16 protein-coding genes are annotated in these 22,392 nt (G+C 60.7%); 10 read left to right on the top strand and 6 right to left on the bottom strand.

The window, feature by feature from the left end:
- The first annotated feature begins 141 nt into the window (after positions 1–141).
- The 4 genes from AB8C10_RS00005 to AB8C10_RS00020 all read left to right on the top strand — a co-directional run bounded on the left by AB8C10_RS00005 (position 142) and on the right by AB8C10_RS00020 (position 4,363).
- A complete protein-coding gene (locus AB8C10_RS00005; protein ID WP_368866428.1) occupies positions 142–1,044 on the top strand; it encodes an adenylate cyclase in 903 nt (300 codons plus the stop codon).
- Positions 1,045–1,212: 168 nt separating this feature from the next.
- Positions 1,213–2,427 (top strand): peptidoglycan-binding protein, encoded by a 1,215-nt coding sequence (locus AB8C10_RS00010; protein WP_368866429.1) that lies wholly within the window; start codon positions 1,213–1,215, stop codon positions 2,425–2,427.
- Between the two features lies 1 nt (position 2,428).
- Complete coding sequence (locus AB8C10_RS00015) at positions 2,429–3,205, top strand: ABC transporter ATP-binding protein (RefSeq protein WP_368866430.1); 777 nt, start codon at positions 2,429–2,431, stop codon at positions 3,203–3,205.
- The gene (locus tag AB8C10_RS00020) at positions 3,206–4,363 is read left to right on the top strand and encodes an ABC transporter permease (RefSeq protein ID WP_368866431.1); all 1,158 of its coding nucleotides are present in this window, start codon (positions 3,206–3,208) and stop codon (positions 4,361–4,363) included.
- Between the two features lie 96 nt (positions 4,364–4,459).
- Here the strand turns inward: AB8C10_RS00020 and AB8C10_RS00025 are convergent, their stop codons facing one another.
- The 3 genes from AB8C10_RS00025 to AB8C10_RS00035 all read right to left on the bottom strand — a co-directional run bounded on the left by AB8C10_RS00025 (position 4,460) and on the right by AB8C10_RS00035 (position 7,423).
- A complete protein-coding gene (locus AB8C10_RS00025; RefSeq protein WP_368866432.1) occupies positions 4,460–5,386 on the bottom strand; it encodes a phosphoribosylaminoimidazolesuccinocarboxamide synthase in 927 nt (308 codons plus the stop codon).
- A 266-nt stretch (positions 5,387–5,652) separates the two neighbouring features.
- On the bottom strand, positions 5,653–6,936 hold the full coding sequence (gene purD, locus AB8C10_RS00030; protein WP_294630178.1) for a phosphoribosylamine--glycine ligase: 1,284 nt from the start codon (positions 6,934–6,936) through the stop codon (positions 5,653–5,655).
- 151 nt (positions 6,937–7,087) lie between these two features.
- A complete protein-coding gene (locus AB8C10_RS00035) occupies positions 7,088–7,423 on the bottom strand; it encodes a hypothetical protein (protein WP_314360490.1) in 336 nt (111 codons plus the stop codon).
- Between the two features lie 551 nt (positions 7,424–7,974).
- Between AB8C10_RS00035 and AB8C10_RS00040 the strand changes: the two genes are divergently transcribed.
- The 5 genes from AB8C10_RS00040 to AB8C10_RS00060 all read left to right on the top strand — a co-directional run bounded on the left by AB8C10_RS00040 (position 7,975) and on the right by AB8C10_RS00060 (position 15,307).
- Positions 7,975–9,102, top strand: a complete 1,128-nt coding sequence (locus AB8C10_RS00040) for an asparaginase (protein ID WP_368866433.1) — start codon at positions 7,975–7,977, stop codon at positions 9,100–9,102.
- Between the two features lie 2 nt (positions 9,103–9,104).
- The gene (locus tag AB8C10_RS00045; protein WP_368866434.1) at positions 9,105–9,530 is read left to right on the top strand and encodes a sterol carrier family protein; all 426 of its coding nucleotides are present in this window, start codon (positions 9,105–9,107) and stop codon (positions 9,528–9,530) included.
- Positions 9,531–9,802: 272 nt separating this feature from the next.
- Positions 9,803–11,554, top strand: coding sequence for an amidophosphoribosyltransferase (purF, locus tag AB8C10_RS00050; protein ID WP_368866435.1), 1,752 nt, complete (start codon positions 9,803–9,805; stop codon positions 11,552–11,554).
- Positions 11,555–12,700 carry a phosphoribosylformylglycinamidine cyclo-ligase gene (gene purM / locus AB8C10_RS00055; protein ID WP_044150117.1) on the top strand — a complete coding sequence of 382 codons (1,146 nt, stop codon included), beginning with the start codon at positions 11,555–11,557 and terminating at the stop codon, positions 12,698–12,700.
- Positions 12,701–13,375: 675 nt separating this feature from the next.
- Positions 13,376–15,307, top strand: coding sequence for a S8 family peptidase (locus AB8C10_RS00060; protein WP_368866436.1), 1,932 nt, complete (start codon positions 13,376–13,378; stop codon positions 15,305–15,307).
- Between the two features lie 121 nt (positions 15,308–15,428).
- Here AB8C10_RS00060 and AB8C10_RS00065 read toward each other — a convergent pair whose 3' ends face one another.
- Complete coding sequence (locus AB8C10_RS00065; protein ID WP_368866437.1) at positions 15,429–17,357, bottom strand: S8 family peptidase; 1,929 nt, start codon at positions 17,355–17,357, stop codon at positions 15,429–15,431.
- A gap of 612 nt (positions 17,358–17,969) precedes the next feature.
- On the opposite strand from AB8C10_RS00065, the gene AB8C10_RS00070 reads away from it, so the two are divergent.
- A complete protein-coding gene (locus AB8C10_RS00070) occupies positions 17,970–19,688 on the top strand; it encodes a S8 family peptidase (RefSeq protein WP_368866438.1) in 1,719 nt (572 codons plus the stop codon).
- 220 nt (positions 19,689–19,908) lie between these two features.
- Here the strand turns inward: AB8C10_RS00070 and AB8C10_RS00075 are convergent, their stop codons facing one another.
- Together AB8C10_RS00075 and AB8C10_RS00080 are read right to left on the bottom strand one after the other, a co-directional pair.
- The gene (locus AB8C10_RS00075) at positions 19,909–21,105 is read right to left on the bottom strand and encodes a bifunctional glycosyltransferase family 2/GtrA family protein (RefSeq protein WP_070832013.1); all 1,197 of its coding nucleotides are present in this window, start codon (positions 21,103–21,105) and stop codon (positions 19,909–19,911) included.
- A complete protein-coding gene (locus tag AB8C10_RS00080) occupies positions 21,102–22,172 on the bottom strand; it encodes a phosphodiester glycosidase family protein (protein WP_298699267.1) in 1,071 nt (356 codons plus the stop codon). The genes AB8C10_RS00075 and AB8C10_RS00080 overlap by 4 nt, the downstream gene beginning before the upstream one ends.
- Positions 22,173–22,392: the final 220 nt, after the last annotated feature.

A 22,392-nucleotide genomic window follows, 5' to 3' on the forward strand; every position in this document is an offset into this window, starting at 1 on the left:
TACTTAGTAATCGGCTCACCAAGGTTCTACCCCACAAAACGCAGGTTCACGCCATATAGCAGGTCTGTAGGTAGCCCTCACGATACGCTCGTATCACTGCCGGTTCTCGCCCATCAATGATGCTTGAGAAAGGTGAAGTCCATGGCAAAGAAGCCCTTCACACCCCTCGCCCTTATCGGTATTGCCTGTTGCCTGGGCGTATCGAGTTGCTCCACCACCGTTGAAGTTAAGCAAGACATTCGTAATGTCCTGGCAAGCTACGAGAATCCCTCCCCGGATATTAACGTGGCCCTCGTCAACGAGGTCAAAAAGTGCATGAGCGAGAAGTCCTTCACCTACTCCGGTAACCAGAATATTATTTACGGCGCCTCCGTTCATGAACTTGCGATGAGTGGCGCCCACTTCGCCAACGAAGAAGCGGCCACCCAGGGATACTGGTCCACCCGGCAGGGCAACGCTAGCTCCAGCAATGCACCCGCGATGGAAAACCCGGCATATCAGAAGGCGTTCCTGGGCGACCCTCAAGCCCCAGACAGTAAAACTATCACCATCACCATGAGCAGCGGTGCCCAGGTCGGCATGGCAACAGATTCATGCATCGGACGTGCGGCAGAAGCTGTCTTCGGCTCAGCAGAAAACTACCTCAAATACACCAACTTCGTTAACGAACTCATCACGGGCGGATCCAAAAACAACGCAGTAGAAGAAATGGGGAAATACTACCGTAATGACACCACCTACGGTGCCTGCATGAAAGAAAGCGGATACGCAGATATCCAGCACTTCGGAGATGCTCCCAGCTACGCAGAGAAAACCTGGGGTAAGTACAAGGCAACCAATGCAGCAGCCAACGCGGAAGAGCAGGCCCTAGCTCACGCCGACTACAACTGCCAGAAATCCACTGGGATTCTGACTAAGGCACAGAATATTTACTACGAAAAGGCCGCGACCTGGCTCAATGAGCATGAGCCGCTCATCCTTGAAGTACGCGATATTGAACGTCAGGCACAGGAGCGTGCCGCATCTCTAGTCAACGGCAACTAGCCAAGGGCAACTAGCCAACGGCAAATAGTAAACGCTGATTCCTCGTTGGACATTTTCTAGCGAGATTTTTCTACCGATCCTCTGCTCTCAACCGCTTTCACCCGCGGATGAGAGCAGAGGATACACCCCTTTATTCCGCCCCGTATTTCACCGTAGAAAGGTGAACCCATGAACACGCAGCAGAGTTCAGAAAACCCCCGCCGCACCGCCATGACGGCAACCGTACGCGCCTACCTGGTTCCAGTGCTCGTCATTCTGCTCGTCATCACCGGTGGGTTCTCCATCTACGCACTCAATACGGGGCTACGCACCAATGTTGAATCCAACGCGCAGCCGTCCCGCGCCGCGCAACTAACAACCCGCATCAGCACGCAGACTGTTACCCGCACCTACTCGGGAGAAGTTAGCGTGTCAGCCGCCCGAAGCTACACCGTGGGAACCCCTCAGGGAGTGGTGACCAGGGACGGTGCTAAAGCGAGTACTCGGCTGAGTAACGGCTCAATTATCACTACCGTTAACGAGCGTCCCATCATTGCGTTCAAAGGTAGCATCCCCGCCTACCGCGACCTTGCCGTAGGTGCCCGCGGCGATGACGTTAAACAGCTCCAAGAAGCTCTTGAATCACTCGGCTACAGCATCTGGGATGAGGAAGGAAACTACGGCGAAGCAACCGCCAACGCTGTCTACCGTTTCTACCTGGATCGTGGCTACTACCCTCCCGGGGATACTGACCGAACCGAAGAAGGACGCTACAGCACCGCCCTGCCGCTCTCTGAATACCTCTTCGCCGACGGCAATGAATACACAGTAGACAACAGCTGCGGCACCAAAGGCCAAACCTCAACTCCGGCGCTGTGCACCCTATCCGCGGGTGGATACCGTCTGGTACTCTCCGCGGACGGTAGCGCTCTCAGCAATGAACTCGCTGAGGGTCAGAAAGTCCAGATTCTTACCGACAACGGAAGCCCGCTCGAAGGCACCCTAGGCGCAGCCCTCACACCCGAAGGCTCAACGAATGCTGACGGCGGCGCTAACGCAGGTGCCTCCAACGGCGTGCAGAACAGCGCGCGACCTAACAGTGACACCTCCGCATCGGGAGCTACCGCCCGGAAGCGCTACCCCATCACAGTCGACTTGCCGGAAAACACCACGGCGTCAACGCGTTTTCAGGCAACCGTAACACTCAACCGAGGCGCTGAAAACGCCCTCGCGGTGCTCGAAGCAGCCGTCAAAACCGAAGAAAACGGAACGCACTCCATCACCCTGGATAACGGTCAGAGCGTTCCCGTCACCCTCGGTGTGTGCTCCGCCGGAATCTGCGAGCTCGTCAACCCCGCCGCAGAACTCAAGGCAGGTACCGTCGTGAAGCTGAAGGAGCGCTAAAATGCCTCATCACGAGACAGAACGTGCCCTCCCCGCGAGCGCTACCGCAACAAAACCTAATATCGAGTGCCGCAATATTGCGCGTTTCTTTCCGCCCTCCACCTGGGCGCTAAAAAACGCAACCCTCAGCATTCATGAAGGTGAATCGGTGGCTATTACCGGCGCCTCCGGAAGTGGAAAATCTACGCTCCTCTCCATCATCGGGCTGCTCGATCAGCCCTCTGAAGGTGAGCTGAAAATACTAGGTCAGAACATGGGCACCGCCAGCGACGCCGAGCGAACTGTGGCACGCCGTGAGCATATTGCTTTCGTCTTTCAGGCGTACCACCTTATCGCTCATCTGAACGCTACCGAGAACATTGCTCATACCCTCCGGATGCGCGGCGTACCGGGCCGTCAGGCACATCAGCGTGCGTTGCAGGCACTCGAACAGGTGGGTCTGGGGCACCGCCTGGAGGTTCTTCCACGCAACATGTCCGGTGGTGAACAGCAACGAGTCGCGGTTGCGCGTGCGTTAGCCTGCGCCCCGCGCATCCTGCTGTGCGATGAGCCTACAGGAAACCTCGACACTGAAAACTCTCACAAGGTGTTGGATCTGCTCCTCGCCGGTCGTGAAGAGAAGCAAAGCCTGGTCATTATCACCCATGAGCCCGATATTGCGGCTCGTTGCGACCGACAGCTACACATGGTCGATGGGATGCTCGTGAGCCCCGAACTCGCTAGTCCCGAAGACTCGGCCCACCAAGCGCTCAAAGAACCAGTAGTCAGGGGAGGATAGATGCTAAGGAACAACCTTCACTACGCTCTCCTCGCCGTTGTCCGCCGTTGGCGCCGCAACCTGCTCACGGTACTGGCAATGCTCGCGGGAACAACCACCATCATCATGCTGGTGGGTGTCAGCGAGTCGTCAGCGCTCAATACAAGCTCGCAGCTAGCCAGCTACGATTCCACCCGGCTCGGTGTGCGCCTCCAGCCGCAGACCTGGGATATACCGGAGGAAGAACTGCTCTGGCGCGTAAACCAAGTGCCAGAGGTCAAAGCTGCCGGTACAGTCACCATCGATACGCAAACAACGCGTCCGCAGGTCAACAGACCGGGACATGAGGGCCAACAGACGCCCCTCGCAGTTGTCTCGGAAGCAGGTTTGAAAGCACGAGGCGCGCACATTGTCGAAGGGCAATTTTCGGAGCCTGCCCGCGAACGCCCCGGTGAGCCTACCGTCTATCTGGGGGTTGCCCTCGCGAAAGAGCTGGGGGTCAGTACTGAGCCCGGGCGGAACATGATTGAGGTCAACGGAATGCGAGCCTACGTGCTCGGCATTATCCGGGACGGCGGTAAGAACGCGGCTCTCAGTAGCGCTCTTATCTTGCCGACCACCTCCACTTTCTTGCCGCAAGCCCACACCCTGCAACGCGGTATGGACGTCATCGTGAACCCTGGAAGCGCAGATACGGTTGCGGAACAGCTCAAGCAGGTACTTGATCCGCAACGCTCCCCCGTTGACACAAACATTGAGATTCCACCCTCACCGGTGACTCTTCGTGCTTCCCTGACAAAGGACAGTCGAGCTCTTACGACCATCATCCTGGCGGTTCTTATCGTTTCGACAAGCTTCGGCATTGTGATGACCATGCAGATTTCGGTCTGGGAACGCCGCCGGGAAATCGGCATCAACCGTGCCCTGGGATTGGGACGGCGAGATGTGGCGGTGAGCTTCCTGGCGGAGGCAGCTCTCCTCGGGGCCCTGGGCGCTCTTGGAGGCTTCATCCTCGGTATTCTCGGTTCCTGGGTTGTGTGCCTTCTCAACGGATGGGCGCTATCTCTGCCACCCCTTATCCTGGGGATTCCTTTCCTCGGCTTGGCTGTGGGTATCGTGGCGGGTGCATTGCCCGCCTACGCGGCGACGAAGGTTCAGCCGCTTGAGCTCCTGCAATAAGTGCCTAGCGATTAAAGGGCGGTGCCCCGGAAGACTGATCTTCCGGGGCACCGCCCTTTAGCTATTCAAAGACTTATTGAGCCTCAAAAATTGAGTTTAGAACTTCGTGCCGGTCAGACGCTCATACGCCTCAACGTAACGGGCACGAGTCTTCTCCACAACCTCCTCAGGCAGGTGCGGTACGTTATCCGAACCGTCCCAACCCGACTCCGGAGAACGCAGCCAGTCACGCACATACTGCTTATCGAAGCTCGGCTGCGGACGACCCGGCTCGTACTGCTGAGCATCCCAGAAACGCGACGAATCCGGGGTCAGCACCTCATCACCCAGGGTAATCTCGCCGCGGTACGAATCGGTACCGAACTCCATCTTGGTATCCGCCAGAATAATGCCCTGCTCACGAGCAATCTTCTCCGCAGTGGTGTACAGGCTCAGGCTCAGCTCCTCCAGGCGCTCACCCACCGGCTGACCCACCTCAGCGTACAGCTCCTCACGGGTCACCAACTCATCATGTTCACCCACCTCAGCCTTACCGGTCGGAGTGAAAATCGGGGTGTCCAGGCGGGAACCATCCACCAGGCCCGCAGGCAGCTTCACACCAGCAATCTCACCGGTCTCGTTGTACACAGTCAGACCCGAACCGGTCAGGTAACCGCGCACAATGCACTCCACCGGGAACATGTTCAGCGAACGACAAATCATTGCGCGGCCAGCCACAACATCCGGAACGTCAGTGGACAGCACGTGGTTCGGAACCTGCTTAAGCTGCTCAAACCACCACAGGGACATCTGAGTCAGAATCTTGCCCTTATCCGGGATCTCGGTGGGCAGAATACGGTCAAACGCGCTAATACGGTCCGAGGCAACAACCATGACCGAACCGGCACGCAGCTCAGCGTCATCATTGACGGTCAGGCCGGTAGCGTCAAAACGTTCCTCATTCGGAACGTACAGGTCGCGGACCTTGCCGGAATAAATGTGAGTCCAGCCCGGAATCTCCACGGGGTTAGAACGAGAAGTCATGAGAATTTCTCCTGATGAGGTGGTGTGATGTGGATGCAAAAAGTCTGTGTAATTACAATACCGCGACAGGCACGGCTCCCGATAGTGCCAATTGGGCATCAATACGGCACAATCTTGAGAACCCACCCTGCCCCGGCCGCCGTCAGCACTCCCGAGCCGAGGAAATGAACCAGGGAAAAGCTGAGACGGCGAGGAATAAAGAAGCGAGTGGCAAAGAAGCGACCGGCTCCCCCACCCTCAAGCGGGGAAGCCGGTCACCTTAGGTTTTAGCCGCGCGGGGCGGGAATCTGGATGCGGTTCTCCACGGCCTTCAGCGCGATATCGGTGCGGTACTGCGCTCCAGCCCAAGAGATAGCGCGAACGCCCTCGTAGGCGGCGTTACGGGCGGCAGCCAAATCATCGCCGAGAGCAACAACAGCCAGCACACGACCGCCAGCGGTCAGCACACCCTCCTCGGATGCGACAGTACCCGCGTGAATTACGTGCACACCCTCCAGGGCGTTCGCCTCATCCAGACCGGAGATGACGTCACCCTTGCGGGGAGTGTCCGGGTAGTTCTCGGCAGCCATAACCACGTCCACTGCGGTGCGGGGATCCCAATCCAGCTCGGTACCCTCAGAAATTTCACCGCGAGCAGCCGCGCGCAGCAGCTGACCCAGCGGGGTGCGCAGACGCGCCAGAACCGCCTGGGTTTCCGGGTCGCCAAAGCGGGCGTTGAACTCGATAACGCGCACGCCGCGGCTGGTCACAGCCAGACCGCAGAAGAGCACGCCCACGAACGGGGTGCCGCGCTCAGCCATACGTGCCACGGTCGGGCGGGCAACCTTCTCCACGACCTCCTGTACGAAGCCCTCGGGCAGCCAGGGAAGCGGGGTGTAGGCGCCCATACCGCCGGTGTTCGGGCCCTCGTCGTTGTCGAAAATGCGCTTGAAGTCCTGAGCCGGGGACAGCGGCAGAACGTTCTTACCGTCAGAGATGACGAAGAGGGACACCTCGGGGCCGTCCAGGAACTCTTCGATGACCACGGTGCCGCCAGCGTTGAAGCAAGCCTGAGCGTGCTCCAGCGCCGCAGCACGGTCCTCGGTCACCACAACGCCCTTACCTGCAGCCAGGCCGTCGTCCTTGACCACGTAGGGTGCGCCGAATTCGTCCAGTGCCGCCTGCGCCTCAGCGGCGTTCGTTGCCACGTAGGCGCGGGCAGTCGGCACGGAAGCCTCTTCCATGACCTGCTTAGCGAAAGCCTTAGAACCCTCCAGCTGAGCGGCAGCTGCAGAGGGGCCGAAAACATCAAAACCCGCCTCACGCAGTGCGTCAGAAACACCGGCGACCAGCGGCGCCTCCGGGCCAATAACGACCAGGTCAGCGTTCAGTTCGCGTGCCAGGGCGGTTGCCTGGGCGGGATCATTCGCATCAATTGCGTGGACGGGAACATCCTGAGCAATACCGGCGTTGCCGGGGGCGCTGTGCACCTCGGTTACCTCAGGGTCGCGCAGAAGCGCACGGATAATAGCGTGTTCACGGCCGCCGGGGCCCAGTACCAAAACCTTCATAGTATTTAGGGTACCCGGTACCCTCTCAAAAATGTGAGCTGAGCACACTAAAAATGCGGCTCTTCTCATGTAGCGGCACATTCATACGAATGCGCGCTGGGAGAAGAGCCGCACAGCTTAGCAGCCGAAGCTACCGAATCAAGCTAAAGCCTTAGATGAGGGCGGTAATAGCAGCCAGGCCACCGAAGACAATACCGGGAGCGTTCGCGATGATAATCGGAACGTCCTTCTTGGGGCGCCACAGACCGTACAGAACCCACAGGGTGCAGTTGATAGCCGCGACCAGAGGCTGAATCCAGTCGCCCTTGTGACCGCTCAGGTTACCGATAATCTGCGGGAAGTAGAAGACGTACATGAGCACTGCAGTCACAGAAGCAACACGGGCCAGGATGGGGAAGAACTTAGCGTGGAATTCAGATTCTGCGCTCAAACCGCCCTTGGGGGAAGAGTTCTGTGCGGAGGTAGAGGTGTTGTTCTGCTCTGCCATGGATGTACTCCTTTACGTAATTGTGTGCGCCGTATGAGCCACCTAGAAAAGTGGAGGGAAGTAACGGTGCAAAATCCCTGTAAGCCCCGAGTTCTAAACACTATGGCTTCGTACCGACATATTCACCTTAAGGGTGAGGTTTAGGGTGGGGGTGGCAAGCGAGCGCGTGAGGGCTCAGCGTACCGTTTAGGGGTGGGTAAGTGGAGAAAAAGCTCATATGCCGCTGCCTTGGTCTTCGCCATATATGTTGGGCGGTGACGTCTATACGTCGATCGGTCCTATGCGGTGCGCAGGGTTGATGCGGAGGCTACCTGTAGTGAGGGAATCGTGCGGGCTGTGCCTCGCTCACGATGCTTGCCTCAGAGCCACCTTTGAAGGTGTTCTGCGCGATGAGCACCCTACCATTATAAAAATGAGTGACTCATAAAATCAACCTTTTGAGGACTATACGCTTCCTCACATTGCTTATCAGGTACATATAAAACCCCGTTTTCAGCTACCTTTCACCGCACAAATAGGGCGATGCAATACGCCCCGTTTAAACTAGAAGAATGACCAACAGCACCACCTCACAGGCCACCACTCACACCACTAATCAGGGCAGCGCCTTCGACGTAGAACTGGCACAGCTCACCCGCAACAACTTTGTCGAGGCACGCCACCGCGGCCGCCTCATTCTGCTCGGCCCCGATGGCGAAATTCAGCTTGCCCTCGGCGATATTCACGAACCCTTCTACCTGCGCTCCGCCGCCAAACCCCTGCAGGCAATCGGCTCCATGAAGGCGGGCGCGCCCCTGCGCGGTTCCCAGGTCGCTATCGCCTGTGGCTCGCACTGCGGCACCTTCGAGCAGATGCGCGCCGTACAGGACGTACTCACCCAGGGCAGCACCGAAACCAACCCGCTCACCCCGGCGAACCTGGCGCTCAAGCCCGCGCTCCCCTCCGATAAGCAGGCACACCATGCCATGATTCAGGCGAACCTTGCCGCTACTGCCCTAGCGCACCCCTGCTCCGGCAAGCACGCCGCCTTCCTGTGGGCGTGCACCGCCAAGCTTGAGCGCGGCGACCTGGAAGAAGGCTCGCAGAACTGGACCCTGCACAACTACCTCGACCCCAAACACCCGCTGCAGCGGGTCATTACCGAAGAAATTGAGGCGTTCACCGGCGAACCGGTAGCCGCCATCGGCGTAGACGGTTGCGGCGCACCCGTGCACGCGGTTTCCCTGCTGGGTGCCGCACGCGCCTACTCGGCCCTGGGTTCGGCAATCCGTAATCTCGGGGCGGATGCGCGCGCCTCCACGGTCGCAACCGCCATGGTGGACTACCCCGAACTGATTCAGGCACCCGGCTACCCCGATACCGCGCTCAGCGAAGAACTGGACGCAATCGTCAAGAGCGGCGCGGAGGGCGTGCTCTGCATCGGCCTGCGTTCGGGCGCCTCCGTGGTAGTGAAGATGAGCGACGGCACCCACCGCGCCATGTACGCCGTAGCGCTACGTGCACTGGTTGCTGGCGGCTACCTGAGCGCCGAAGAATGCGAGCGCCTGCTCGCGCTGGTGGTTCGCCCCGTGACCGGCGGATACGTGGACGGTCAGCCGGTCGAGGTTGGCGAGCTGCGCGTACATGAGGAGCTCTTCACCACTGGGGAGCTCAATACCGGCGCCCCGGAAGGAAAGTAGTCGTGGCGATTCGACGCAAAACCAGCGAGGAGGCGGGCATGGCGGCGGTGCGTGAGGTGCGTGCACTCTTCGCTTCCTATGATTCTGAGCCTTCCGAAGCCGTTCCCGTACCCGCTGAACTAGAACGGGCGTTCGCGGCTCTCCCCCGCTCCGTGCGCGCAACCTTTGTGCGTTTCACCCTCGAAGAGCTGGCGACCCTCGCCCCCGGCAATAGCGTGGAGGTGCGTGTGCCCCCGCTGGGCGTGACCCAGTGCGTGGCGGGCCCCCGCCACACGCGAGGCACCCCGCCCTCGGTTGTGGAAACCTCACCGGTTGTTTGGGCGGCACTGGTGCTGGGCGAATGCTCGTGGGAGCAGGCGGTCGCCGCTGGGGTGCTCGACGCCTCCGGCGAGCGTAGCGACCTCTCTACCCTGCTGCCACTTTTTTAGGTGCTGCCGCTCTTCTAGGTACTGCTCCTATAAGTACACAGCAGGCCCCAAGTTTTCGCGGCTTCTGTAGCCTTCTGCGGCCAGAAGCCGCTAATAGCCGTCCATACTGAGGTATTTAGCGTATCCTTCACCACGTCTAGACTGAAACCCGGTACACTTTTAAGGGTCTGGTGTATGCTACCGCACACACAGGCAGGTGCGAGTACAGAAACACACATCCGTCTTGCGCCCGCGCAGACGCATCCGCAGTCCCAACGTCGAAAAGAAGTGAATTGATTCGCCCCGACGGAAAACTCACTCACGACCTCGATCCGATTGACCACGGCCCCAAGGACGCCTGCGGCGTCTTCGGTGTCTGGGCACCCGGCGAGGACGTGGCAAAGCTAACCTACTACGGCCTGTACGCACTCCAGCACCGCGGCCAGGAATCAGCAGGTATCGCAACCAGTAACGGCAAACGTATCCACGTGTACAAAGATATGGGACTCGTCTCCCAGGTCTTTGACGAAGCCACCCTCAGCTCCATGCCCGGCGACCACGCTATCGGCCACGCCCGATACTCCACCACCGGCGCATCCCACTGGGCTAACGCACAGCCCACCCTCGGTACCACCCCGCACGGCACGCTCTGCCTGGCGCACAACGGTAACCTCACCAACTCGGCAGACCTCTACGAGCGTCTGATCGAAAAGAACGGCGGCAAGCCCCCCAAGCACGGCGAGCTCGCCCAGGGCAACACCACCGACACCGCGCTCGTCACCGCCCTGCTGGCGGAGCACGACTTCGATTCCCTCGAAGAGGCAGCACTCGACCTGCTGCCCACCCTGCGCGGTGCTTTCTGCCTCACCTTCATGGATGAGCACACCCTCTACGCCGCACGCGACCCCCAGGGCGTGCGCCCGCTCGTGCTCGGTCGCCTGGAGCGCGGCTGGGTTGTCGCCTCCGAAACCGCGGCACTGGACATTGTCGGCGCGTCCTTCGTACGTGAAGTTGAGCCCGGCGAATTCATCACCATCGACGAGAACGGCCTGCGTTCCCAGCGCTTCGCTGAGGCAAAGCCCGCCGGCTGCGTCTTTGAGTACGTTTACCTCGCTCGCCCGGACACCACCATCTCCGGCCGTAGCGTCTACGAATCCCGCGTAGAAATGGGCCGTCAGCTCGCACGCGAGCACGCCGTCGATGCTGACCTGGTCATGCCTACCCCCGAATCCGGTGTTCCCGCCGCGATTGGTTACGCCGAAGAGTCCGGTATTCCCTACGGTAACGGCCTGGTCAAGAACGCGTACGTGGGTCGAACCTTCATTCAGCCCTCGCAGACCATCCGCCAGCTGGGTATTCGACTCAAGTTGAACCCGCTGAAGTCCGTGGTGGCGGGTAAGCGCCTCGTTGTGATTGACGACTCCATCGTTCGCGGTAACACCCAGCGCGCCCTCGTGCGTATGCTCCGTGAAGCCGGAGCGAAGGAAGTACACGTGCGCATCTCCTCCCCGCCCGTGAAGTGGCCCTGCTTCTACGGTATTGACTTCGCCTCCCGCGCGGAACTGATCGCTAACGGCCTGTCCGTGGATGAGATTGCTTCCTCCCTGGGTGCCGATTCCCTCGGCTTCATCTCCCAGGACGGCATGATGGCAGCCACCGAGCAGCCCACCGAAAACATGTGTACCGCATGCTTCACCGGCGAATACCCGATTGAGCTGCCCAGCGAGGAACGACGCGGCAAGTCCCTCTTCGACTCCGAAGAGAAGGGCAAGGGCGGCCCCCTCGCCGGTAAGGCGGCAGAGGTGACCGTGGAACGCCCCGTCCCCTCCAAGCCCGAGCACGCCGAGGCTGTCTCCATTGAGACCCGCGAAGGCACCGAAACTCTCGAGACGAAGTTCGACGCCTCCGCAGTACAGGTTGCCGCAGACGATGCCGGCATGGGCATGTGCAACCCCGGCCCCGACGCCGACCTCGAAGCACTGCTCACCGAGCAGGACCGCACCCCCGCAAACTCCTCCGCTACCACTACCCCGAAGGAATCCTAAATGAGCGAGAACACCACCACCGTAACCTACGCGAGCGCAGGCGTTGACGTAGAGGCTGGCGATCGCGCCGTTGAGCTGATGAAGGGCGCTATCAAGGCGACCCACAACTCCTCCGTCGTTGGTGGCGTGGGCGGCTTCGCGGGCCTGTACGACGTCTCCGAGCTGGTCAAGTACCGCAAGCCCTACCTGGCTACCTCCACCGACGGTGTGGGCACCAAGGTCGCTATCGCGCAGGCTCTGGATATTCACGACACCATCGGCTACGACCTGGTCGGCATGGTCGTGGACGACATCGTCGTGTGCGGCGCTAAGCCCCTGTTCATGACCGACTACATTGCCACCGGCAAGGTCGTTCCCGAGCGTATCGCTGATATTGTGCGCGGTATTGCTGGCGCATGTGCACAGGCTGGCACCGCCCTGGTTGGCGGTGAGACCGCTGAGCACCCCGGCCTGCTCGCTGAAGACGAGTACGACGTTGCGGGCGCAGCAACCGGCCTGGTTGAGGCTGACGAGTTGCTCGGCCCCGACCGCGTGCGCGAAGGCGACGTGCTGATCGCTATGGCGTCCTCCGGTATTCACTCCAACGGCTACTCCCTGGTCCGCAAGGTCCTGAACGTTGCCGGTTGGGGCCTGGAGCGCCAGGTGGACGAGCTGGGCCGCACCATCGGTGAGGAACTGCTCGAACCCACCCGCGTGTACGCTGCGGACTGCCTGGACCTGGCGGCGGCGTTCCCCGTCAACGGCGAAGACGGCACCACCGGTAGCGGTGTGCGCGGTTTCTCGCACGTGACCGGTGGCGGTCTGGCTGCCAACCTGGCTCGCGTTCTGCCTCAGGGCCTGGAGGGCCGCGTGGACCGCTCCACCTGGCAGATTCCCGCCATCTTCTCCCTGATTGGTTCGCTGGGCAACGTGCCCCTGGCTGACCTGGAGCGCACCCTGAACCTGGGCGTGGGCATGATTGCTATCGTTGACCCCTCCGTGGCTGAGGCTGCTACCAAGCGCCTGAACGACCGCGGTATCCCCTCCTGGATCATGGGCGATGTTGTTGCTGCTGGCGAGCCCGAGGCAAACAGCGCCGACTACATTCAGGGTGCTAAGGGCGTGGACGGCGGCGCGGTTCGCCTGCTGGGCTCCTACGCATCCTAAGGACGCTTCTTCACGCAGTGAGCGAGCGCCAGCCTGACTGGTGCTGATAATTGCTGATGCCGGGGCGGTCACCTATGCGGTGGCCGCCCCGGTTTTTGTGTGCCTACCGGAGGCACGCATTGCCTGAGGCGCACGCTGCCGGGGGTGCGCGCTGCCCGGCGTTTTTGCCACCGGGTTTTTATTTAATTTCGCGCGTATTTCAGGCTATTTTTATTTTTTGCTATCAACTGCATTTTTAATGCATTCCAGTGCTTACACCATAGTGTTAAAACATTTATCTTTCTCCCCGGCTCGCAAGAGGCGCCACGCAGCCCGCATCACACACCCTAACCCTCAAGCTTTACCTACATAAACTCTCAACTATTGGGCACTATTCAGCCTCCACGGGTTGATTTTCTGCACATTAACCCGTGAAAAGTACCTCAAAAATCCCTCAAGCTCACCTTGAAGTGATACCTTAGAAACGTACGTTGCACACCGTCCAAAAAAGAGTTCTTCCGGTACGAAAAAGAGTCCAAGAAACACTATTCCCTCACCCCATTCATTACTTCAGCGCGCCCAAAAACAGGCCTTTTTACCGCCCCGTAAAAACCCTATACGCACCCCGTGCACCTACAGACGGAAACACCAGTACGCATCGCACAGTCCGCATACCACCTACATCAGGAGAACCAGATGAGGCTTCCATACATCGGCGCACGCCGCACCGAAACACCTCCTCACCCCTGCACCCGCCGCAAGCGCCCCGCACGCGCGGCACTGAGCCTGCTCGCCGCCGGCGCCATCCTCTTCGGAGGCGACCTGCCCACCGTCCTCGCGCAGGCACCCAGCGACGAAGCCATCCTGGCAGCAGCTCAGGCAGCGCCCCAGATTGAAGGCCCCGTCAGCCCCCTCACCCTCACACGCAACGGCGTAGCACGCCCCACCACCCCCACCGCGGCAGCCCCCGGCACGCTCCCCCAGCAGAACTTCGACCGATTCATCGTCACCTACACCGACGAAGCCAAGCAGCGTAAGCAGCAGAACGAAGGCAATCGGGATGCAATCCAAGACATTGCTAATGATGTTAAAGACACCGTTGATGTTGCCAGTGAATCTCTGAACGTTGACACTCAAATCCTGCGCAGTACCTCCACCGATGACGCCGTCATCCAGACCTCCAAAACCCTCAACAAAAACGAGGCGAAGGAGTTCATGGCGAAGGTCGCCTCCGACCCGGACGTAGCCTCCGTCGAGCCCGACTACATCAACTACCCCGCCGCAGAGGGCGACATCACTTTCCAGTTCAACGACCCGCAGTACAGCAAGCAGTGGAACCTCACCAACCCCACCACCGGCGTTCAGAACACCGGTAACGCGCGCCTGCGCCGCGGCGCATACGTGAAGGTCGCCGTACTCGACACCGGCTATGTGCCGCACCCCGACCTGGTCACCGGCATGGCGAACGGCTACGACTTCGTCAGCGACCCGCTCAGTGCCCGCGACGGCAACGGCCGCGACCCCAACCCCCTGGATGAAGGCGACTACGCACCCTACAACCTCTGTAAGGACCAGGCGAACGCCCACACCTCCACCTGGCACGGCACCCACGTGGCGGGCATTATCGGCGCACGCGGTAACAACGGCATGGGCATTGTCGGCGTCGCCGACCTCGCCCGCGTGCAGCCCGTGCGCGTGCTGGGCCGCTGCGGTGGCCGCACCTCCGACATTGCCGACGCGATCATCTGGGCTGCAGGCGGACACGTTGACGGCGTGCCGGACAACACCTACCCCGCTAAGATCATCAACATGTCCATCGGCACCGTAACCCAGTGCCCCGCCGCCTACCAGCGCGCCATCAACATCGCCCGTTCCAAGGGCGCACTCGTGGTTGCCGCGGCAGGTAACGGCAATACGGACGCCTCCAAGTACGCGCCCGCCAACTGCATGGGCGTCATCACGGTTGGCGCAACCACCAAGGCCGGTACACGAGCATCGTTCTCCAACTACGGTACGAGGGTCAACATCTCCGCACCGGGTGAGAACATCCTCTCCCTGTCCGTGAACAGCCTCGACCGCCCGGATAATACCAAGTTCACCTACGTCTACGAGAGCGGCACCTCCATGGCGGCACCGCACGTCTCCGCACTCCTGGCGCAGCAGCTGGTCAACGGCACCTCCATGACCACTAAGCAGGTCGAGGAGGCGTTCACCCTCATGAGGCCTATCCGCATCAAGTGCGATAAGTACTTCTGTGGACGAGGTCTTATCAACAGCTTCAACCTGGCGAAAAAGGCTGGAAACCTGGACGCGAACGGCAGGGTGACCTACCTGCGACCGCGCAAGGTCATTTCTAAGGGTCTGAGCGCCGGAGCGTCTAACACCAAGATTGCAGACAGCGCCGCCACCGACGAGGCAGCCGAGGCGACAGCAGAAGCTCTCACGGCAGGAGCCAATGGCGAGAGCCTCACCGGTGACTACGACCGGATTCCCGGCGCGCCCGCCATGGAAATCCCCGAAGATGCCCAGGTCCAAGACCTGAACGGTGACGCCGAGCCCATCACTCAGGACGAACCGCTAGTCACCAACCCCGCCCAGAAGCCCCGCGAGGCAGACGAGCAGCACTAAGCTACCTGTAGCGTAGACAGCCCCGGTTCACGGGCAGGTTTACGGGCATAGAAAAGCCCCCGATGAAAGAACTCATCGGGGGCTTTTCGCATCTAAAAAGAGTTTCGACTAGTAACAGTGGCTAGCGGTGGTTACCGGTCGCGAAGCCCAGGTAACCATTGTTCGGGTAGCCGCTGCTCGGGTAGGTGTTCGCAGAAGAACCGTACCAGGAACGGTAACGCGGAGTGTGACCGTGACGCGGACGCGACGGGTACGAGGGGCGAGTCACCGGGCGGGACGGGCGGGTCACCGGACGGTTAGTCTTCGGAGCCGGCGCCGGGGTCACCTTCGGTGCAGGGGTCTGGTGACGCTTAGCGTCCTCTTCAGCCTTCTTGCGTGCCGCCTCTTCAGCCGCCTTCTTACGTGCGGCCTCCTCCTCAGCCTTCTTGCGTGCCGCCTCAGCCGCGGCGGCATCGGCAGCCTCACGGTCGGAGCGGACCTGCTGAACCGCGCGCGCCGCATTCACAATGCCGGAACCGCACGCGGACTGGTCGCACTCAACACCCTGAGAGGTGGATTGCAGAGCCTTCTTCGCCTGAGCATACGTCAGCTTCGGGTCGACCGACTTCATGAGCGCCACAATACCGGCAACATGCGGTGCCGCCATGGAAGTGCCCTGGTACTCGGCGTAGTCGGCCTTACCGGGAGCAGTCTTACCGGCGTTCAGGGTGGAGAGAATACCGCCACCCCAGTAGCGGCGGTCGCCACCGGGTGCGCTCACGTCCACGCGGGAGCCGTAGTTAGAGAAGTAGGAGCGCTTGCCATTCTTATCGGTTGCGCCCACATTGATGACGTCCTCGCAGTTGCCGGGGCTGGACTTCGAGGCATCAAAGTTGTTGTTACCCGCCGCGACAACCACGATGGAGCCGCGCTTATTCGCCTGAGCAATCGCCTGGCGGTACGGGGTGGTGCAGGTGCCCTCGCTACCGATGGACATGTTAATGACCTGGGCGGGGTTCTGGTTTGCCGGAACGCCGCGCACGCTACCGCCAGCAGCCCAGATAATACCGTCGGTGATGTCCGAGTCGAAGCCGCCGCAGGCGCCCAGAACGCGCACGGGCACAATCTTCGCCTCGGGTGCCACACCGGCAATGCCTTCGTTATTGTTCGCGATAGCGGCAATAGTGCCCGCCACGTGGGTGCCGTGCCAGTCGGAGGCGGTCGCCTTCGAACCGGTGAAGCACTGGTTATCTACGGTCCAGTTGCCAGCATCGGTCGGGTCGGAGTCGCGGCCGTTACCGTCGTTGGAGAACGCCGACTCGGCGATGAAGTCGTAGCCGGGTAGCACGTTAGCGTCCAGGTCCGGGTGGGCGGTAATGCCGGAGTCCAGCACCGCCACGGTCACGCCCTTGCCGCGGGTGGTGCCCCACGCCTCCAGCGCAGAGACGCCCTTCTCGCCGGTGAGGGACCACATGCGGTTCATCTTCGGGTCGTTAATCTTGACGGGCTCCGAGGTGTTATCCACGGTGGCGTAGCGGCGCATATCGGGCGACACGGAGGCAACCTTGGAGTTCGCGCTCAGAGCGTTCATGTACTGCTGCGCCTGGGCGGGGGTGAGCTCTGCGGAGGTGGTGACCACGCTGGCGTCCAGCGCGGTGGAGCGGACGTAGCTGGTCTTAATGTTCAGCAGCTCGTCGATGCTCTGCACGTCGGAGGTGATGCCCGCATAGAGTGCGTCGCTCCAGGTTGCCTGCTGGGTACCGGCGGCTGCGGACCAGTCAATCTGGTCTGCGGTGGCGTCGGTGGAGGCGGCGTTCTTCGCCTCATCGGTGTAGGTGATGATGAAGCGGTTGTACGCTACGGGCGCGGACTGAGTGGCCTGTGCGGTGTTGGAGACCTGCGCGGCGGTAGAAGCCTGCGCGGACTGGGTCGCCTTGGGCTGGTTTGCCTGCGCGGTGGGTACCGCGACGGCGGGAATGACGCTTGCCGAGAGCAGGCAGGTTGCGGTGACGAAGCTCAGCAGGGAACGCTGTGAGGAGCGCACCTGCGAGGGGCGAGCAATGCGAAGCATGGACGTCCTTGAGGTGAGTGGTACCGGGTGCGCACGGTGCGGCGCAGCGTTGCCGACTCGCATTGAGGGCGCGGGTGTGCATTCGGTACGAGTGAATACGGAAGAGTGAGGTGTTGGTGCATAGTGCGGGTTACGTTGTGGCTTCACAATGTGCATGCACGGGTACGCACCGTGAGATACTCTAGCACCATTTTTCGGTTACTTTATGAATAAAATATATGATGTGATGCACCTCATTTTATATAAAGATGAGCAAAACTTAAATCACTGCTTTAAGGCGCGAGAATATCTCGACTAGGCATTTCTTTATCTGCATTTACATGAAAGAAAAATCTCATTATCTACGCCACACTGTCGAGTTTTAGGCGCTAGATACATAGGAAAAGATGCTAGGATAGCGATATCTCACCACATAAACTACTTCCGAAGAACTCCCACGCGGGAGTTTAGAGAAAAATACACATCAATGCAGTGATGTGCATTTTCTTTTTCTATTCGCTCCTCACAAGCAAATATGCAAAAGAATGCAAATATTTTCTCAAAAGTGCATTTATGTGAGTGGATGACCAACCCACTTGCCGCTTCCGGCACTCACATACGCAAAGGACCCCGATGTCTTTTACCACTCACCCCTCAGCGCGCCGCATCGCACGCACCGCGCTGAGCCTGGGCACCGCCGCAGCACTCGTCGCGACCCTGGGCACCCCCGCATCCTTCGCGGCACCCGCCAAGGCTAACGGCGCCGAACGTGCCAAGGCGCACACCACTATCTCCTCCCTCAGCTCCGGTCAGCAGAAGGCAGGCTTCAACCGCTTCGTCATCACCTACACCGACAGCGCACTGAATGCCGGTGGCATCAACTGGGCAAGCCCCGCAGGCACCCAGGTCGCCACCTGGAGCGATGCCCTCTACCAGGGCATCAGCTCCGATGTGAAGAGCGTTGACGAGCTGTTGAAGGTCAAGACCAGCTACGTACGCACCACCGCTCAGAAGGCGACCGTGGTGACCCTCTCCTCCAAGCTCACCGCGGAGCAGGCTGAGAAGTACATGGCGGCGCTGAGCTCCAACCCCTCCGTCGCATCCGTTGAGCCCGACCTGCTGCGCCGCTCGAACGCGCGTGCTCGCGGCGCCGCGACCTCCAAGGTGGCTCAGGTCGCCAAGGCTGCGCAGGCATCGGACCAGGTTGTGGCACCGAACGACACCCTGTACCCGCAGCAGTGGAACCTGCACGGCACCAAGGGCCTGGCAGCCCCCGAGGCGTGGAAGACCACCCAGGGCGCTGGTGTGACCGTTGCCGTGATTGACTCCGGCATCGTCAAGCACCCCGACCTGGACGCTAACGTTCTGCCCGGCTACGACTTCATCACTGAGCCCTCCATCGCACGCGACGGCAACGGCCGCGACTCCGACCCGACCGACCAGGGCAACTGGGAAGAAGCGGGCGTCTGCGACGCGGACTCTGAGGCAAGCGAGTCGAACTGGCACGGCACCCACGTTGCAGGCTCCATCGCCGCAATTATGAACAATAAGCGCGGCATCGTCGGCGTGGCACCGAACTCCAAGATCCTGCCCGTGCGTGCCCTGGGCATGTGCGGCGGCTACGACTCCGACATTGCGGATGCAATGGTCTGGGCAGCCGGCGGCACCGTTGAGGGCGTTCCCGCGAACTCCAACCCCGCCAAGATCATTAACCTCTCCCTCGGCGGCGAGGGCACCTGCCCCGCAACCTACTCCAAGGCTATTGCCGAGGTGAACAAGCGCGGCGCGATCCTCGTGGTCGCAGCTGGTAACGATGGTCAGGACACCTCCAAGGTCGCTCCGGCTAACTGCGGCGGTTCGATCGTGGTGGGCGCTACCGACCAGGAGGGTAAGCGTAGCGACTTCTCGAACTACGGCAAGCTTGTTGATGTGAGCGCCCCCGGCAGCAGCATCATGTCCACCGTGGATCTGGGTACCACCGTTTCCAAGGGTGCGGGCTACACCGAGTACGACGGCACCTCCATGGCAGCACCCCAGGTTGCTGGCGTGATTGCCCTGATGAAGTCCGTTGACCCCTCCCTGACCGCTGAGCGTGCAAAGCAGATTCTGAAGCAGAGCTCCAAGCCGCTCACCTGCGATGTGAACGCTTGCGGTTCCGGCATTGTGAACGCTGCGAGCGCGCTGGCTATGGTGCAGGGCAAGAAGGACCCGAACCCGCAGGTGAAGCCCTGGCCGAAGCGTGCTCCTAAGCACCCGACCCGTGCGGCTCGTGTTGGTTACGTGACTAACCCGGCTGTTAACCACAACCCGCCGTTCCTGATTACTCCCGGCGGTCTGATTCCCGGTCAGTAATCGGTATGTTGCCAGCTCGGAAGCCGGTGAGCCAATAGGCTTCTGAAAGGCCAAATATATACAAAAAGCCCCCGTTGAGTTTTCTCAGCGGGGGCTTTTCGTGAACAGAACGCTGCCGCATCTGATGCGGCAGCTTGCTTCTCCCACCCACCCTCACGACTGACGGGTGGGAGAAATCTTGGGGTACGCCCCTAGCGAGCTGGACGCTAGGTAGAAAGCGCTAGGGACGTACCTGGGAGGCGCGCACACCGGTACGGATACCGGCTGCCTCCATGCGAGCGGACTCGTAGCTGCTCACCGCACGCAGACCCGAAGGCGCGTTGGTTGCCACCGCCTTTTCTCGCGGCTTTTCCTGACTCTGGGCGGGTAGAAAAACCCAGCGGCGCTGGACCGCGAAGCTGACCGGAATGAGGATCAGCTCGGTCAGGATCTTGGCAACCAGCAGGGATACTCCCAGGCCGGTCAGGGTTTCCATCAGAGCCGCATTGGCTGCGAGGATACCCACCGCCAGCACGGCGTACCGCACCAGCGAGGAGGATGCCGAGGGGCGTGCGCCTCCGTCGTGCATGAGCATTCGGTTGACGGTGAAGTTCGTCAGCGCCGAGATGATACGTGCACCGACTACGGCTGCCAGGAGCGGAGCACCCAAGCCCACCAGGATGAAGAGGGCGATAGCATCCACGAGGAAGCCGGTCAGGAAAGACGAGGCCAGGAAGGCGAGCAGCGGTGCGTAGATGAGCGCCGAGTCCTGCAGGGGCCTAAAGTGGCTGGTCGGGTTGCCCGGCTCGTAGACCTTCACGATGGGTACCTGTACCAGGTCCACGTCTGCGCGGGTTGCGCGCAGCAGCATGGAGAACTCGTACTCGTACTTATCGCCAGGGATCTGCAGTAGCCAGTCCAGGATCTGCGGGGTGAAGCCGCGCAGGCCGGTCTGGGTGTCTGCCACGCGGGCGCCGGTCGCCAGGGCGAAGAAGCCTACGGTTGCGCTGTTGCCAATCTTGGAGCGTAGCGGCACCTTGGTGCCTTCTTCGCCGGCGTTGGGGTCGGGCTTGGTACGCACACCGAGCACGATGCTCTTCTGGCCTGCCGACGCCGCGGTTTCGGTGCGCACACCCACGCGGAAGATGTCCTGGGGTAGGTGCTGGCCGTCCGCATCGGCGGTGACGATGACCTCGCCGGGGCGGTTTGCTTTCGCCCAGGCGATGCCGGTGCGCAGTGCCGCACCCTTGCCCTTGTTGGAGGGGTGGGTCTGCACGGTCACGCCGTCGATACGCAGTTCGGTAAAGATCGGTGCGTAGGTGCTGCCGGATCCGTCGTCAATGACGAGGATTTCGGCTCCCGGGTCCTGTTCGCGCAGGGCCCAGGCAAGGCGGACCAATGACTGGTCCGGCTTATAGGCGGGTATCAGGATAATCACGATGCGCTCCCTGCAATGTAGAGGATGTCACTGGTGCCACGCTCCTTGGTGCCACCCTGGGGGCGGTTGACCAGCTCGTTGTTGAAGACCATGGCGGAGGAGCCGCCACCATCCAGGTTGTAGGCGCTGACGCAGCCGAGGTCCTTGAACATCTGCGCGAACTCGGGCATGGTCACGCCGCGCGAATAGTTGGTGGAGCGGCCGTCAACCACGATGAAGACCAGGTGGTTGGTGCCAAGCACACCCACGCCAGTTCGCGGCTGGTTGCCCTGGATGGAGTGGTTACCAAAGTTGGTGTCCACCTCGACGCTGTCGATACCGTCGACAACCGCGGAGTCCTTGACCAGTGCCGGGCCGAAGGAGAGGGTGTTCCACACGCCTTCGTTGACGAGGGTCTGGGCGTTGGTTGCGGTTTCGTCGTAGAGCTTGACGGAGCCGTCGCGGTAGAAGGCCAAACCCTCGCGAGCGCCGGCGTCACGGTAGACAACACCGTTTCGGATCACGATGCCGGTGGTACGGAAGCCGTAGTAGTCACCGTTGATCGCCCAGATGCCGTTGTGTTCGGAGGCGATATTCGAGGGGGTGTCGATAATGTTCTGGCCGAACTTGTTGTTGGCGAAGGCGCTACGCAGCAGGGTTGCGTTGTCGAGCTTGATGTCTGCCACGAAGGAGACAACCGCGTCGGAGCCGCTGCCGGTGGTGTTGGAGGTGATGGTGATCGAGCCTTCGTTAGCGGTGAGGCTCTGACCGTTGACCTTCACGCCGGTCAGTTCGGTGGGGTCTGCCGTGGCGGAGCCGGAGGCACTTGCGTTTGCCTGGGCGGCTGCCGCCTCGTAGGCGGTGGTGTCCTCGATTTCGGTGTGCTCTGCCAGGTAGCGGTTGTACGCCCAGCCTGCGCCGCCGCCGACTACGGCGAGTGCGCCGAGGCCGCCTCCGATAAAGATACGGCGGGTGAGCTTCTTCTTGGCTAGCTTCTGCTCTGCTGCGGTTTGTGCGGCGGTTGCTTGTTCTGCCGCGGTCTGGATGGTCTGGTCAATGTTCTGAGTCATGTTCTGTTCGTTGTTCATGTCTCTAGAATGCCGGGCTATTCTCTGTGCCAGGCATGACTAAGCTGTGCAGAAGCTATGTATGCTTATTCATTTCAAGCTTTTTTATTACCAACTACGCTCTATTACCAGATGGCTCTATGCATATCTATGTATAAACATGTGCATTGGCTTTGTGCTCCACATAGTTAAGACCCCCGCCGGCAGCCCACCCTTGCGCTCACATCCGGGTGCATCCGCA

Source organism: Rothia mucilaginosa, from assembly GCF_964210535.1.
Lineage (GTDB): Bacteria > Actinomycetota > Actinomycetes > Actinomycetales > Micrococcaceae > Rothia > Rothia mucilaginosa_F.